Consider the following 13,201-nt stretch of genomic DNA (forward strand, 5'->3'; position numbering starts at 1 on the left):
TTGCCTCTGGCAGGTTCGTTCCCCGGCCCCGTGCGGGATGATTCCCAGCGGATACCCGTTAGTAGCCAGCACGTCGACCGAGTCCGCCGCCGCCATCCCCCACGTCGTGACTCCCGTCCTGGAGGGGCCGTTGTCGTCGAACACCATCAAGAACGCCGTGCACGGGGACATCTCCGTCGGCACGGTTCTGGCCTGGACCAAGCGGTACACCGACCAGGACGTCCGCGACTTCCACGAGCTGCGCGGCAAGGCCGTCGACCCGCTGCCGGAGGAGCTGCCGTACCTGCTGGTGCTGGCACCGCTGACCAAGCTGGGCGGCGACCTCGACTACCTCTCCCAGAAGATGGACTGGACCGTGTCCAGGCCGGTCGGCCGGAACGAGGAGATCACGGCCGAGCTGGAGGTCACCCGGCTGGAGCCGACGGAGGGAATGACGAAGATCGCGTTCGACGCCCGCGTCCGGTGCGGGGACGACATCGTCATCACCGGCCGCAGCAAGGGATTCATCGTCGGCGCCTGAAGGGACTGGCAGCCATGGGCATCACCCGCACCGCCACGCACACGTTCCACTCCGAGCAGATCGACGTCTGCGCCCGCCTGACCGGTGACCTGGGCGCCCACCACATGGGCGGCCACGGCGACCGCCGCATGGCCCAGGGCGCGCTCACCCTCACCGCAGTGCCGCTGCTCGCCGAACCGGGTGTGCACATGCGGGAGCTCTCCTTCACCTTCCTCGCCCCCGTCTTCGCCGGGGACACGGTCTCGGCGAGCGTCTCCGTGCGGGAGGCGGAGAACGCACCGGACGTGCCCGAGGGGCACCTCCTGCTCGACTGCGAGGTGCAGGTCGTGGGCGCCGAGGGCGCGCCCGTCCTGGCCGGCACGGGGGTCGCCGAACTGCCCCGGGAGCTGTTCGACGAACTTGCCAGAGAAGGGAGTTGAGCCATGGCGGGACCGAGCCCGACGAGCGAGCTCAAGCTGCTCAGTCACGACGTCTTCGTTGATCCCTACCCGACCTACGCGCTGCTGCGCGAACACGCACCGGTGCACTGGGACGACCAGCTGCACGGCTACCTGCTCACCCGGTACGACGACGTGCACGCGGCACTGCGCGACCACGAGACGTTCTCCTCCCGGCGCATCGGCCTGCTCGCGGCCCGGGGCGGCGCCGACCCGTCCCCCGCGATGGAGCGCTTCGTCGAGCTCGCCTCGCAGTGGATGTGGATGCTGGACCCGCCCGAGCACACCCGGGTGCGCAAGCTGATGTCCCAGGGCTTCAGCCCCCGGGACGTGCGCCAGGTGGAGCCCCGGGTGGAGGGCATCGTCGCCCGGCTCGTCGACTCACTGCTCGAGCGCGGCAGCTTCGACCTCATCCCCGACCTCAGCCGCGCCGTGCCGATCGGGGTGCTCCTCGCCCTCTACGGCCTCCCGGACGAGGACGGGCCGCTGCTCACCGAGTGGGCGGACACCATGAAGCTGTTCCTCGGCGGCGCGCCCGACCTGCTCGGTACGCACGGCCCGGCCGCCCAGTCGCTGCGGCAGATGATGGAGTACCTCGGCGCGGTGATCGCCGAGCGCCGCCGCAACCCGGGGGACGACCTCATCTCCCGGCTGGCCCAGGCCGAGGAGAACGGCGAGCGGCTCGACGACGAGGAGCTGTGCTCCAACCTCCTCCTGCTGCTCGTGGCCACCTACGAGACGAGCGTCGACATGCTCGGCAACGGCCTGCGCGGCCTGCTCGCCGAGCGCGACCAGTGGGAACTGCTCAAGGCCGAGCCGGACCGCATCCCGGCCGCCGTCGACGAGATCCTGCGCTGGGACGGCCCGGTGCAGCTCACCCACCGGCTGGTGACACGGGACGTCGAGCTGCACGGCACGACGATCCGGCAGGGCCAGCTCGCCTACCTCGTGAGGGGCTCGGCCAACCGCGACCCGGCGCAGTTCAGCGACCCCGACCGGCTCGACGTCACCCGCACCGAGACCGGCCACGTCGCCCTCGGGACCGGCGTGCACTACTGCATCGGCGCCGGGCTGGCCAAGGTCGAAGGGGCCTACGCACTGCGCGAGTTGACGCGGCGCATCCCCGACCTCGCGCTGGACCCGGAGCGCCCGTACCGCTGGCGCGCGGACAACCTGCAGTTCCGCGGCCTGGCCACGCTGCCCGCCACGACCGGAAGACCGTAGCCGGGCGTCCATGGAGACGACAACGGGGGCTGATCTTCATCTTCACCTGGTCGAACTGTCCGCGGTGCACACCGTGGCAGCACACCTGCCGGCCGCGTTACCGGAACCGGAGCGCGCCGCCGTGCACGGCCGGTACGCGCCGGGACACCGCCGCACCCAGGCCGAGGCGTCCCGGCTCCTGGCCGGCGCCGTCCGACGACGCGCCACCGGGCGCCCGCACCTCAACGTGAGCCACGACTCCGGGCTGCTCGCCCTCCTGCAGAGCACCGGCCCCTGCGGCGTCGACGTCGAGGACGCGCCGGAGGGCGAGCTGCGCGAGGTCGCCGACCGCTACTGCGCCGACGCGGACGCGCCCCTGCTCGCCGGGCCGGGCGGGGCCCGACAGCTGTGGGCGGCCAAGGAGAGCGTCGCCAAGGCGCTCGGCCACGGGCTGCGCGCCGGGCTGGCCACCATTCACTTCACCGACCACCCCGGCCTGACCTGGGCTGAGGCCACCTGGCGCGGCGCGGCGACCGGGCTGCGCACCCGCACCCTCGACCTCGGCCGGCGCCACCTGGCGCTCACCACCGAAGCCGCACCCGGTGCCGCACCCGGAGCCGTCCGCCTCACCCGGTGGACGCCCGGGCACCGTGACGGCCGCTGGTCCCTCCGCCCGAGCTCCTCGACGGCGGAACTCCAGGAGATATCGACGTCCGACTGACCACGCGAAACGGGGGCACGTATGGACCAACCGACACTGCACAGCGCGCTGGACACGATGGTCGCCGGGTACGGGGAGGTCACCGTCGACTTCCCCGCCGAGCGGACCGCGCTCTCCCTGCGCGAGCTGAGCACACGCTCGCGCCGCATCGCCGGAAGGCTGCACGACCTCGGCATCCGTACGGGCGACCGCGTCGGCGCCCTGTCCACCAACGAACCCGACTTCCTCCTGCTGTTCTTCGCGCTCAGCCGGCTCGGGGCGTGCGTCTGCCCCCTCCCGATGAACGCCCGGGAGGCCGACACCGCCAAACTGGTCAGCGTGCTGGACGACGCCGGCATCAAGGACGTCCTGATCTCGGGCCGGCTGACGCCGATGCTGCCGTTCATCGAGGAGGCACTGCCGGGCCGCCGGGTCCTGCCGGCCTCGGAGACGCTGGTCGACGGTGACCGCGAGGTGGACGGCGCGGAGGTGGGAACCGAACGCGAGATCGTCCTCCAGTACACCTCGGGCAGCACCTCCTACCCGAAGGGCGTCCGGCTCACCCACGCGGGCGTGCTGACCTGCCTGCGCGCGATCCGCGACGGGATCGCGCTCACGCCCGCCGACCGGAACTCCAGCTGGCTGCCGCTCTTCCACGACATGGGCCTCTTCGGCACGCTGACCGGCATCCTCACCGGCGTCCCGTGCACGATCTGGCGGCCCTCGGCCTTCGTCAAGGACCCGGCCGGCTGGCTGCGGCGGTTCGCCGAGGGCGGCTACACCATCAGCCCGATGCCCAACTTCGCCTACGACTACCTGGTGGACGCGGTACCGGCCGAGGAGGCGGCGTCCTACGACCTGTCCCGGTGGCGGGTCGCGTTCAACGGCGCCGAGCCGATCGCCGTCGACTCGCTGGAGGCGTTCTTCCAGCACTTCGCCCCGGCCCGTTTCGATCCCCGCACGATGCTGACGGTCTACGGCCTGGCCGAGGCCACGCTCGCGGTCACCTTCCCGCCGCTGGAACGCGCACCGCGCTGGGAGTGGGTCGACCGCACGGCCCTGGCCGAGCGCGGCACCGCCGTGCCGGTCGACCGGACGGCACCGGGCGCGCGCGGCGTCGTCAGCGTCGGCAGCCCGGTCCTGGGGATGCGGCTGCGCGTCGCCGGTCCCGAGGAGGGAGCCGTGGCCGGGGAGCGGGAGGTCGGCGAGGTGCAGCTGCGGGGGCCGTCCGTCACGGCGGGGTACGTCGACGACACCGGCACCCTGGCCCAGCCGTTCACCGAGGACGGCTGGCTGTGCACCGGCGACCTGGGCTACCTGGCCGACGGCGAACTGTTCATCACCGGGCGCGCCAAGGAGATGCTCATCCTCCGGGGCACCAACTACTACCCGGACGACGTGGAGAGCGCGGTCCGCACCGACGAGGCCGTCCACCGACGGCGCTGCGTGGCCTTCGTCCACCAGGCCGACGACGGCGGGGCATCCGGGCCCTCCGGCCCCTCCGAGTACATGGTGCTCGTCGCCGAGACCGGCCGCCCCGAGGCCGAACACCCGGAGCTGACGGCCCGGCTGCGCACCCTCGTCCGCACGGCGCTCGGGCTGGACGAGCTGCGCGTCGTCCTCGCCGCCCCGGACTCCCTCCCCCGCACCACCAGCGGAAAGCTCCAACGACTCACCGCCCGGAAAGCGTACGCGGAAGAACAGGCCGAAGGGGGCAACTGATGCACAGCTATGACGTGTTCACCCAGTACGAGCGCAACCACTGGAAACTGACCGACGTCGACTTCTCCGCCGTCCGCAAGGATCTCGTCCAGCCCGAGTACGTGACGATCGCCAAGAGCGCCGTGATGGGCGAGTCGAACGTGATCGCCGCCGTGCACGGCTTCCTCAACGAGTTCGTCGACGACTACGACTTCTCGACCTTCGCGGTGGTCTGGGGCAACCAGGAGGTCCAGCACCACTACATGTTCAAGGCGTGGCTGGACGCCATCGGGGAGAAGGTGGACGACGGCGCGGTGGCGGCCATGCGGGCCCCCTACGACCCGGGCACCACGCCCTCGGCGACGCTGGCCACCAACATCATCTCCGAGCTGACGGTCAACCACATCTACCGCCGGGTCGCCGGGGCCGTCGAGGAGCCCGTCCTCCACGACCTGCTGCTCAAGGCCAGCCGGGACGAGGCCGCGCACGCCCGGGAGTTCATCCACTACTGCCGTCAGCGGCTGGCCCGCCACCCCGAGGAGCGGGCCTCGGTGCTGGAGACGCTCTACGTCTACACCTCCGACTCCCGCATCAAGCACCCCGTCGGCCTCTTCAAGAGCAACCTGACCGAGCTGGAGGACCACGAGACCATCGACACCGCCTTCGAGCTCTTCCTGGAACGGGTGGCCGACGGCGACGAGCTGAACGACCTCCAGACGAAGATCCGCCGCGTCTTCGGCAGCATCGTGGAGATGGACCTCTCGACCAACCGCAAGGTCCGGCACGCGCTGGCCGAGGTGATCGCCGCATGACGACGCACCCCGACGCGGCCGAAGCCGCCCTCGGCGCCCCGGTCGAGCTGCCCTGGCGGGTGCTGCCGGACTACCGGTGCTTCGGCTGCTCACCGGCCAACGAGCAGGGCCTGCGGCTGCGGTTCGCGCACACCGCCGACGGCGGCATCACGTGCGCCTTCACCTTCGACCGCACCTTCGAGTCCTACCCGGGCGTCGTGCACGGCGGCATGTCCACCACGGTCTGCGACGAGATCATGGGCAACCTGCTCGTGCTGCGCCTCGGGGTCTCCGTCTTCACCACCAGCCTGCGCACCCGCTACGTCGAGCCGCTGTCGGTGGGCGCGTCCTACCGCTGCACGGCGAGCACCGAAGCGGTGGCGGGCGACCCGGGCCCGCACCACGCCCAGGCCGAGATCACCGACGCCGAGGGCAACGCCGTCGTCTTCGCCACGGCCGCCTATCAGCCCGTGACCCAGGAGCAGGCCCGCAGGCGCATGGCGATGTCCGAGCACGAGGCCCGGCTCGTCGAGACGGCGCTGGCCGAGCTCCGCACCCCCTGACCAGCACGACCGCACGGACACCCGCGAGGAGAGACACGGACATGGCCGAGAACACGAGCAAGGACGAGATCATCCGCACGGTCACCGAACTGGTCGCGGCCGAGTTCGGCCGCCCGGCCGAGGAGCTGACCCCGGACACCGACCTCAGCGCGGTGGAGGGCGCCGACTCGGTGAAGGTGCTGCGCTCCGTCGCCCGCATCGAGCGGGCCTTCGACATCGAGCTGGAGGACGACCAGGTCTTCGGCTTCAAGACGATCAACCACGTCGCGGACGCCGTCGCGGCGCTGCTCGCCGAGCGGAGCTGACGGTGAGTGCCGAGGCGAGGACGAACCAGCACTACGACCAGGATCCGCGGGTCTTCGAGCTGTACCTGGACCGGACGCGCAAGTACAGCGCCGGGATCTACCGCACGGACGAGGACACCCTCGACCAGGCGCAGCAGAACAAAATGCATTATGTAGCGGACCGGCTCGGCCTGGAGCCGGGCAAGCGGCTCCTGGACATCGGCTGCGGCTGGGGCTCGCTGATCCTCTTCATGGCCGCCGAGTACGACGCCCGGACGGTCGGCATCAGCCCGGCGCCCAACCAGCACACCTACATCGCCGAGCGGGCCGCCGCGGCCGGCCTGACCGACCGGGTGTCCACCCTGGTCGGGGAGTTCGAGGAGCACCAGCCCGAACCGCGCTCCTTCGACGCCGTCAGCATGCTCGGGTCCATCGTCCACATGCCCGACCTGGACGGCGTCTTCCGCAAGGCGTACGCGGCGCTCAAGCCGCGCGGCCGGATGTACGTCTCCGAGAGCTGCTACCGCAACGCCGCCAAGCGGGCCGAGTTCGCCGAACGGGAGAACTCCGTCTTCGTGCGCGACTCCATCTTCGGCTGGGGCGACATGCGTCCCCTCTCCGACCTCGTGCGCGGGGCGGAGAACGCCGGGTTCACCGTCGTCGCCGTGGACGACCTGACGCAGGACTACTGGCGGACGATCGAGGACTGGCTGGCCAACGTCGAACGCAACGCGGACCGGCTGAACGCGATCGAGCCGGGGCTGTCCGACCAGCTGTCCCGGTACCTCAAGACGGCCAACGCGGGGTGGGGCTTCACCACCAAGCACTACGCCCTCACCCTCCAGAAATCCCGTTAGGAGGGCGCGATGACCGACTCCGTCACGACAGGGTGGAAGGTCGCCCAGGTCGGCGGCCTACTGCTGCCCGCCGCCGACGTGGACACGGCGGTCAGCGCGTTCCTGCGCACCTCACCGCCCACGCTCCGCTGGGACGTCGATTTCAGCTTCGACTGGACGCAGGCCGACGCCGACCGGCTCACCGAGGGCGAGCGCTCCGCCGTGCAGTTCATCACCATCATCGAGGACCACCTGCCCGGCTACTTCGCCCTCTACGAGCAGAACTTCCCCGTGGACGACAGCGTCGACCGGGCGACGTACATCCACAACCGCGAGCTGTACCACTTCACCGTCCGCTGGGCCCAGGAGGAGGACACCCACGCCCGCGCCCTGACCAAGTACCAGCTGGCGGCGGGGCTGGCCGAGCGGGACGCGCTGTGGGACTCGCTCGCCGAGGAGGGCCGCAAGCAGTTCGAGCTGCCCTACGACGAGGCGGTGCAGTTCTTCACCTACCCCCTGGTGCAGGAGAAGGCCACCCAGATCTACTACCAGCATCTGCGACAGGCCGTGGGTGATCCGCTGCTCAAGGAGATCCTGGTCCGGCTCAGCAAGGACGAGGCCCGGCACTTCTCGTTCTTCGCCGACATGGTCCGGCTCTACCTGGAGCGCTACGGCGACGCCGTCGTGGACCCGATCCGCGAGGTCATCGCCCAGTTCCGGATGCCGCTCGCGGACACCATCCGCGGGTACTGGCGGTGGGCCCTGAAGATCGCCGACACCGCCCGCTACGACCACACCGAGGCGTACGACCACCTGGTGAAGGTCGTCAACCGGGCGGTGGACGCCAGGTCGGACAAGGTCGACGAGCTCATCTCCTTCGTCACCGCCTGCCGCCAGATGCAGACCAACCCGTTCTGACACCCACGGCACCCCGCGCGCCCCGGACCGGCCCCCCGGCCCGGGGCGCGCCCCGCTCAGGCACCCGCCAGGTGCCGACCCAGCACCTCCGGGAGGCGCGCGAACCCGTCGGCTCCCGAGGCCCCCGCCCCGCTCTCGGACTGGGGCCACCGGCGGCTGGAACGACTCGCCCGCTCCCGCCCCGCGTCCTGACGCCGCGACACCACATGGTGCCGCATGGCGCCACCTGGCACCAAATAGCGCCATCACGCGCCACACCTACCCCTGAACCACCCCCACCACGACGGAATCCCACCCACCCTCTCTCCCGGATAAGGCGCCTGACCTGCACCGACAGCCGCGGCGCCGACCATCGGACCGGTCTGACGCCATCACCGCTTGGCATGGCGCCATGAATGTGCCATCATGGCGCCATGGACCTCACGCCCTACGTCGACCGCCTACGTCAGGAGCTCGCCGTCGCCGCCGAAGCCGGTGGCGACGAGGCCCGAGCCCTGGCCGAGCGCCTCACCGCCTCCCTGGACTCGGCCACCCGCCTCACCCTCCTCACCGCCCTCTCGGCGGCGATGAGCGAGGTCACGCGCGAACTGGCCCCGGGGTCGGTCGACGTCAGACTGCGCGGCGCCGACCCGGAGTTCGTGGTGACGCTGCCGACCGCCCCGGTGTCCGAGGCCGCACCTCCGGCCGGGGCGCCCGCCCCACCCCCCCTCCCGGAGGGGGACGACGGCGCCTCCGCCCGGATCAACTTCCGCCTCCCCGCCCACCTCAAGGCCCGTCTGGAGGAGGCCGCCGGCCGCGAGGGTCTGTCCGTCAACGCCTGGCTGGTCCGCGCCACCTCCGCCGCGCTCGGGCCGGCAACGGCTCCACGGGCGGACACGCCCCGGCCCTCCACGGCGAGCCGGGCCCTGGGCGACCGGGGCTTCACCGGCTGGGTCCGCTGAGGCCGCGGCCCCACCCACCACCCACGTCAGCCACCCATCCGGAGAGGACGGGAGATCCGTCATGCCTTCCTACGACACCCCCAAGCCGATCGCCGCCGTCATCGAGTTCTCGATCGGTACCGCCCGGATCGTCGCCTCCGACCGCGCCGACACCGTGGTCGACGTCCACCCCGCCGACCCCGCGTCCGACGCCGACGTCAAGGCCGCCGCCCAGACCAAGGTGACCTGCGGCGGCGGCGTCCTGACGGTGAAGGGCCCCCGCAGGAACGGGCCCTTCGGCCGGGTGGGCGGCATCGACATCACCGTCGCCCTTCCCTCGGGCTCGTCCCTGGAGGGCACCGCGCAGCTCGGCGACCTCCACTGCACCGGCCGCCTCGGCGAGACCCGACTGAAGACGTCGGTCGGCGACCTCAACGTCGAGGAGGCCGGTACGGTCCGACTGCGTGGCGAGCTCGGCATGATCCGCCTCGACCACGCCACCGCCGACACCGAGATCATCGGCGCCGGACGCATCACCGTCGGCACCGTGGAGGGCGACCTGACGGTGAAGAACGGCAACGGCGACACCGAGGTGGCCGAGGTCTCCGGCCCGTTGACGGCCACCGCCGCGAACGGCGGCCTCCACGTCGGCATCGCCCGGAGCGACGTGGAGGCCAAGTCGGCCTTCGGCGGCATCCGCCTGGACCGGGTCGCCCGGGGCACGGTGACCCTGCGCGGCTCCGCCGGCGACCTGGAGGTGGGCATCCCCGACACCACCGCCGCCTGGCTCGACATCCAGACCAAGATGGGCGTCCTGCGCAACACCCTCGGCTCCGCCGAGGGCCCCGGCGACGCCGCCGACACCGTGGAGATCAGCGCCCGCACCTCGCTCGGGGACATCCACATCCGCCGCGCCTGACCTGCCCGCGCGGCCCACTCCCGTCGCTCCCCCGCTCCCTTCCACTCCGCCAAGGAGCTATCTGTCATGCCCACGACACCCGTACCCCGGCCTCCCGCCGCCCTCACGGCCACGGGCCTCACCAAGTCCTACGGCGACCACCAGGTCCTGCGCGGCATCGACCTCGACATCCCGGCCGGCTCCGTCTTCGCCCTCCTCGGCCCCAACGGCGCGGGCAAGACCACCACCGTCCAGATCCTGACGAGCCTCATCGCCGCCGACTCCGGCACCGCCCGGCTGGCGGGCCACGACCTGGCCCACGAGCCCGACGCCGTGCGTGGACTCATCGGCGTCACCGGCCAGTTCGCCGCCGTCGACAACCTCCTGAGCGCCGAGGAGAACCTCATGCTCATGGCGGACCTGCACCATCTGCCCCGCCGCGAGGGCCGCCGCCGCACCGCCGACCTGCTGGTCCGCTTCGACCTCGCGGAGGCCGCCCGCAGGCCCGCCGCCACCTACTCCGGAGGCATGCGCCGCAAACTCGACCTCGCGATGACCCTCGTGGGCGACCCGCGCATCATCTTCCTCGACGAGCCCACGACCGGCCTCGACCCGCGCTCCCGCCGCACCATGTGGGAGATCATCCGCTCCCTGGTCACCGACGACGGCGTGACGATCCTCCTCACCACCCAGTACCTGGAGGAGGCCGACCGGCTCGCAGACCGCATCGCCGTGCTCGACGGCGGCCGGCTCGTCGCGGAAGGGACGGCCGAGGAGCTCAAGCGCCTCGTCCCCGGCGGGCACATCGCGCTGAGGTTCACCGACCCCGCCGCCCTCGACCTGGCCGCCGGGCACTTCCCCGGCCCCCGTCGCGACGACGAGGAGCTCACGCTCCAGATCCCCTCCGACGGCACGGTCCCCACCCTCCGCGCCGTCCTGGACGTCCTCGACGGCGCCGGACTCACCCCGGCGGCGCTCTCCCAGCACAGTCCGGACCTCGACGACGTCTTCCTCACCCTCACCGGCCACCAGCGGCAGGAGACCCCGCGATGAGCAGTGTCGGCTACGCGGCCCGTGACTCCGTCACCATGTTCCGCCGCAACCTCAGGCGCGCGATCCGCTATCCGTCGGTGGTCATCACCATCGTCCTGATGCCGGTCCTGTTCCTGCTCCTCTTCACCTACGCCTTCGGCGGCGCGCTCGGCGCGGGCATCCGGGTGCCGGGGGACGCATACATCGACTACGTGGCGCCGGGCATCATCCTGATGACCGTCGCCACCGGCTGCATCGGTGCCGCGCTCAGCGTCTGCATGGACGTCACGGAGGGCATCGTCAACCGCTTCCGCACCATGCCGATCTCCCGCGCCTCCTTCCTCACCGGCCACGTCCTGGGCAACCTGGTCCAGACGGTCCTCGGCACGACCGTCGTCACGGCTGCCGCCCTGACCGTCGGCTTCCGCCCGAACGCCACCCCCGTGGAGTGGCTCGCCGCCCTCGGCCTGCTGTCCTTCCTCGCCCTCGCCCTCACCTGGCTCTCGGCCGGGATGGGCCTGGCCGCCAAGACCGTCGAGTCCGCCAGCAACCTCCCCATGCCCATCACCTTCCTCCCCTTCCTGGGCAGCGCCATCGTCCCCACCGACTCCATGCCCTCCTGGCTGCGCTGGTTCGCCGACCACCAGCCGTTCACCCCCCTCAACGAAACCCTCCGGGGCCTGCTCATGGGCACCGAGATCGCCCACCACGGCTGGGTCTCCCTGGCCTGGTGCACGGGCATCGGCCTGACCGGCTACCTCTGGGCCAAGGCCCGCTTCCGGCGGGGCGCCCGAGGCTGACGCCCCCGCACCCCCGGACGTCCCGCGCGCCCCACCGAGGCCCGCGGGACCTCCACGTCCACCCTCCGCAACCGCCCATCGGGCCGTCGGGGACACGGTTGCAAGCGGGTTGCTTGCAATTGTTAGCGGAGTGCGGCACGGTGGGGGCATGGGTTCGCTCAATCCGGGTGGTATCGGTGAGTTCCTGCGCGAACAGCGCCGTAACGCGCAGTTGTCGCTGCGGCAGCTCGCCGACGCCGCAGGGGTGTCGAACCCGTACCTGAGCCAGATCGAGCGGGGGCTGCGCAAGCCCTCGGCGGAGATCCTCCAGCAGCTCGCCAAGGCGCTGCGGATCTCGGCGGAGACGCTGTACGTGCGCGCGGGGATGCTGGAGGAGCGCGAGGGCACGGACATCGACGTGGCCGCGGCGATCCTCGCCGACCCGTCGATCACGGAGCAGCAGAAGCAGGCGCTGCTCCAGATCTACGCCTCCTTCCGCGCGCAGAACGGCGGCGAGAACCCCGACGGCGCTGGCTCACGTCCATGAACACGGCAGCACGACGCCCGGAGGCACGCACATGCCGAACAACACCGACTTCCGCAAGACGCTGAGCGACCCGACGCCGCTGTACTTCGCGGCCGGGGTGATCGAGAAGGTCCGCGCCGAGGCGCCGGAGAGGGTCGCGAAGCTGCGGGAGACCGACACCAAGGCCGTGCAGGCGCGTTTCCAGGAGGCGCTTGCCACGCTGGACGCCGACGTGAAGAAGTGGCGTGAGCAGGCCCAGCACCTGGCGCTGCAGGGCGTGGGGTACGCGGCCGAGGCCGCGGTGAAGGCCAAGGAGAACTACGACGCCCTGGCCGAGCAGGGCAAGGTGGCCGTGGAGGGCTGGCGCGGCCGGAAGGAGGGCGACGAGGGCGACGTCGGCGCCACCGGGTACGAGACGACGGTCGAGCGCGAGCCGGTCACCGTGACGGAGACGCAGGACGGGACGACGAAGTTCTCCGAGCAGGCGGAACCCAAGGAGCCCAAGGAGCCGCAGGCGTCCGAGGAGACCGCCGAGCCGCAGGCCAGGAAGGCCGCCCCGCGCAGGACCACCGCGAAGAGCACGACGCGGAAGGCCACGGCCCCCCGCAAGACGCCCCCGGCCTCGGACTCCTGAGCCGCCTCGCGTACGGAAGGGCCGGGGCGGGCGTCCGCCGCCTACAGCCCCGGCCGCCGTGCGGGTAGCGTGGGACGTACGGACCGGTTCCCTTCAGGAGGATGACGAGCGTGATTCTGTCCGGCTTCAACAGCCTCATGTGGTTCGTGTTCCTCGGGCTGCTGGTCCTGTCGATCTTCTGCTTCGTGGACGCCGCCCTGCGCCGGGAGGACGCCTTCCGCGCGGCCGACAAGAACACCAAGAAGTTCTGGCTGATCCTGCTCGGGGTCGCGGTGGCGATCAACCTCTTCGCCGGCGGGTTCTTCCTCCTGGCGATCGTGGCGATCATCGCCAACATCGTCTACCTGGTGGACGTCCGCCCGGCGTTGATCCAGATCACGGGCGGCAGCGGTGGCGGTCGCTACCGGGGCAGCAGCAGTGACGGGCCGTACGGGCCCTACAACGGCGGGCGGTAGCCCG

17 protein-coding genes are annotated in these 13,201 nt (G+C 71.5%); all 17 read left to right on the plus strand.

Annotation, left to right across the window (positions count from 1 at the left end; translation table 11 throughout):
• The first annotated feature begins 106 nt into the window (after positions 1–106).
• The 17 genes from V6D49_RS11445 (at position 107) to V6D49_RS11525 (ending at position 13,197) form a co-directional block, all read left to right on the plus strand.
• Positions 107–520, plus strand: a complete 414-nt coding sequence (locus tag V6D49_RS11445) for a hypothetical protein (protein WP_340559297.1) — start codon at positions 107–109, stop codon at positions 518–520.
• Between the two features lie 14 nt (positions 521–534).
• Positions 535–939, plus strand: a complete 405-nt coding sequence (locus V6D49_RS11450) for a MaoC family dehydratase (RefSeq protein WP_340559299.1) — start codon at positions 535–537, stop codon at positions 937–939.
• Between the two features lie 3 nt (positions 940–942).
• On the plus strand, positions 943–2,181 hold the full coding sequence (locus V6D49_RS11455) for a cytochrome P450 (RefSeq protein WP_340559301.1): 1,239 nt from the start codon (positions 943–945) through the stop codon (positions 2,179–2,181).
• Between the two features lie 73 nt (positions 2,182–2,254).
• Positions 2,255–2,881: a 4'-phosphopantetheinyl transferase family protein gene (locus tag V6D49_RS11460; protein WP_340559303.1), complete on the plus strand. Its 627-nt coding sequence runs from the start codon at positions 2,255–2,257 to the stop codon at positions 2,879–2,881.
• Between the two features lie 21 nt (positions 2,882–2,902).
• Entirely contained in the window at positions 2,903–4,582 is a 1,680-nt protein-coding gene (locus V6D49_RS11465) for an AMP-binding protein (protein ID WP_340559305.1), read from the plus strand.
• A complete protein-coding gene (locus V6D49_RS11470; protein ID WP_191212018.1) occupies positions 4,582–5,373 on the plus strand; it encodes a ferritin-like domain-containing protein in 792 nt (263 codons plus the stop codon). Before V6D49_RS11465 ends, V6D49_RS11470 begins: the two co-directional genes overlap by 1 nt.
• Positions 5,370–5,915: a PaaI family thioesterase gene (locus tag V6D49_RS11475; protein ID WP_340559307.1), complete on the plus strand. Its 546-nt coding sequence runs from the start codon at positions 5,370–5,372 to the stop codon at positions 5,913–5,915. The genes V6D49_RS11470 and V6D49_RS11475 overlap by 4 nt, the downstream gene beginning before the upstream one ends.
• 41 nt (positions 5,916–5,956) lie before the next feature.
• Positions 5,957–6,220, plus strand: coding sequence for an acyl carrier protein (locus V6D49_RS11480; RefSeq protein WP_340559309.1), 264 nt, complete (start codon positions 5,957–5,959; stop codon positions 6,218–6,220).
• Between the two features lie 2 nt (positions 6,221–6,222).
• Positions 6,223–7,056: an SAM-dependent methyltransferase gene (locus tag V6D49_RS11485; protein ID WP_340559311.1), complete on the plus strand. Its 834-nt coding sequence runs from the start codon at positions 6,223–6,225 to the stop codon at positions 7,054–7,056.
• A gap of 9 nt (positions 7,057–7,065) precedes the next feature.
• A complete protein-coding gene (locus tag V6D49_RS11490) occupies positions 7,066–7,953 on the plus strand; it encodes an acyl-ACP desaturase (protein WP_340559313.1) in 888 nt (295 codons plus the stop codon).
• A gap of 413 nt (positions 7,954–8,366) precedes the next feature.
• Positions 8,367–8,894 (plus strand): hypothetical protein, encoded by a 528-nt coding sequence (locus V6D49_RS11495; RefSeq protein ID WP_340559315.1) that lies wholly within the window; start codon positions 8,367–8,369, stop codon positions 8,892–8,894.
• A gap of 61 nt (positions 8,895–8,955) precedes the next feature.
• Positions 8,956–9,792, plus strand: a complete 837-nt coding sequence (locus V6D49_RS11500; protein WP_340559317.1) for a DUF4097 family beta strand repeat-containing protein — start codon at positions 8,956–8,958, stop codon at positions 9,790–9,792.
• Between the two features lie 66 nt (positions 9,793–9,858).
• On the plus strand, positions 9,859–10,824 hold the full coding sequence (locus V6D49_RS11505; protein ID WP_340559319.1) for an ATP-binding cassette domain-containing protein: 966 nt from the start codon (positions 9,859–9,861) through the stop codon (positions 10,822–10,824).
• On the plus strand, positions 10,821–11,603 hold the full coding sequence (locus V6D49_RS11510) for an ABC transporter permease (RefSeq protein ID WP_340559321.1): 783 nt from the start codon (positions 10,821–10,823) through the stop codon (positions 11,601–11,603). The genes V6D49_RS11505 and V6D49_RS11510 overlap by 4 nt, the downstream gene beginning before the upstream one ends.
• 148 nt (positions 11,604–11,751) lie before the next feature.
• Positions 11,752–12,129, plus strand: a complete 378-nt coding sequence (locus V6D49_RS11515) for a helix-turn-helix domain-containing protein (protein ID WP_340559323.1) — start codon at positions 11,752–11,754, stop codon at positions 12,127–12,129.
• A gap of 31 nt (positions 12,130–12,160) precedes the next feature.
• Positions 12,161–12,742, plus strand: coding sequence for a hypothetical protein (locus V6D49_RS11520; RefSeq protein ID WP_340559325.1), 582 nt, complete (start codon positions 12,161–12,163; stop codon positions 12,740–12,742).
• A 110-nt stretch (positions 12,743–12,852) separates the two neighbouring features.
• Entirely contained in the window at positions 12,853–13,197 is a 345-nt protein-coding gene (locus tag V6D49_RS11525; protein ID WP_340563885.1) for a DUF2516 family protein, read from the plus strand.
• The last annotated feature ends 4 nt before the right edge of the window (positions 13,198–13,201 follow it).

Origin of the sequence: Streptomyces sp. GSL17-111 (assembly GCF_037911585.1) — a bacterium.
Taxonomy (GTDB): domain Bacteria; phylum Actinomycetota; class Actinomycetes; order Streptomycetales; family Streptomycetaceae; genus Streptomyces.

Excerpts from the sequence above, each read along its gene's own strand:
- V6D49_RS11450 (WP_340559299.1), top strand. The coding sequence starts at position 535 with ATGGGCATCACCCGCACCGCCACGCACACGTTCCACTCCGAGCAGATC.
- V6D49_RS11455 (WP_340559301.1), top strand. The coding sequence starts at position 943 with ATGGCGGGACCGAGCCCGACGAGCGAGCTCAAGCTGCTCAGTCACGAC.
- V6D49_RS11465 (WP_340559305.1), top strand. The coding sequence starts at position 2,903 with ATGGACCAACCGACACTGCACAGCGCGCTGGACACGATGGTCGCCGGG.
- V6D49_RS11470 (WP_191212018.1), top strand. The coding sequence starts at position 4,582 with ATGCACAGCTATGACGTGTTCACCCAGTACGAGCGCAACCACTGGAAA.
- V6D49_RS11475 (WP_340559307.1), top strand. The coding sequence starts at position 5,370 with ATGACGACGCACCCCGACGCGGCCGAAGCCGCCCTCGGCGCCCCGGTC.
- V6D49_RS11480 (WP_340559309.1), top strand. The coding sequence starts at position 5,957 with ATGGCCGAGAACACGAGCAAGGACGAGATCATCCGCACGGTCACCGAA.
- V6D49_RS11490 (WP_340559313.1), top strand. The coding sequence starts at position 7,066 with ATGACCGACTCCGTCACGACAGGGTGGAAGGTCGCCCAGGTCGGCGGC.
- V6D49_RS11495 (WP_340559315.1), top strand. The coding sequence starts at position 8,367 with ATGGACCTCACGCCCTACGTCGACCGCCTACGTCAGGAGCTCGCCGTC.
- V6D49_RS11500 (WP_340559317.1), top strand. The coding sequence starts at position 8,956 with ATGCCTTCCTACGACACCCCCAAGCCGATCGCCGCCGTCATCGAGTTC.
- V6D49_RS11505 (WP_340559319.1), top strand. The coding sequence starts at position 9,859 with ATGCCCACGACACCCGTACCCCGGCCTCCCGCCGCCCTCACGGCCACG.
- V6D49_RS11510 (WP_340559321.1), top strand. The coding sequence starts at position 10,821 with ATGAGCAGTGTCGGCTACGCGGCCCGTGACTCCGTCACCATGTTCCGC.
- V6D49_RS11515 (WP_340559323.1), top strand. The coding sequence starts at position 11,752 with ATGGGTTCGCTCAATCCGGGTGGTATCGGTGAGTTCCTGCGCGAACAG.
- V6D49_RS11520 (WP_340559325.1), top strand. The coding sequence starts at position 12,161 with ATGCCGAACAACACCGACTTCCGCAAGACGCTGAGCGACCCGACGCCG.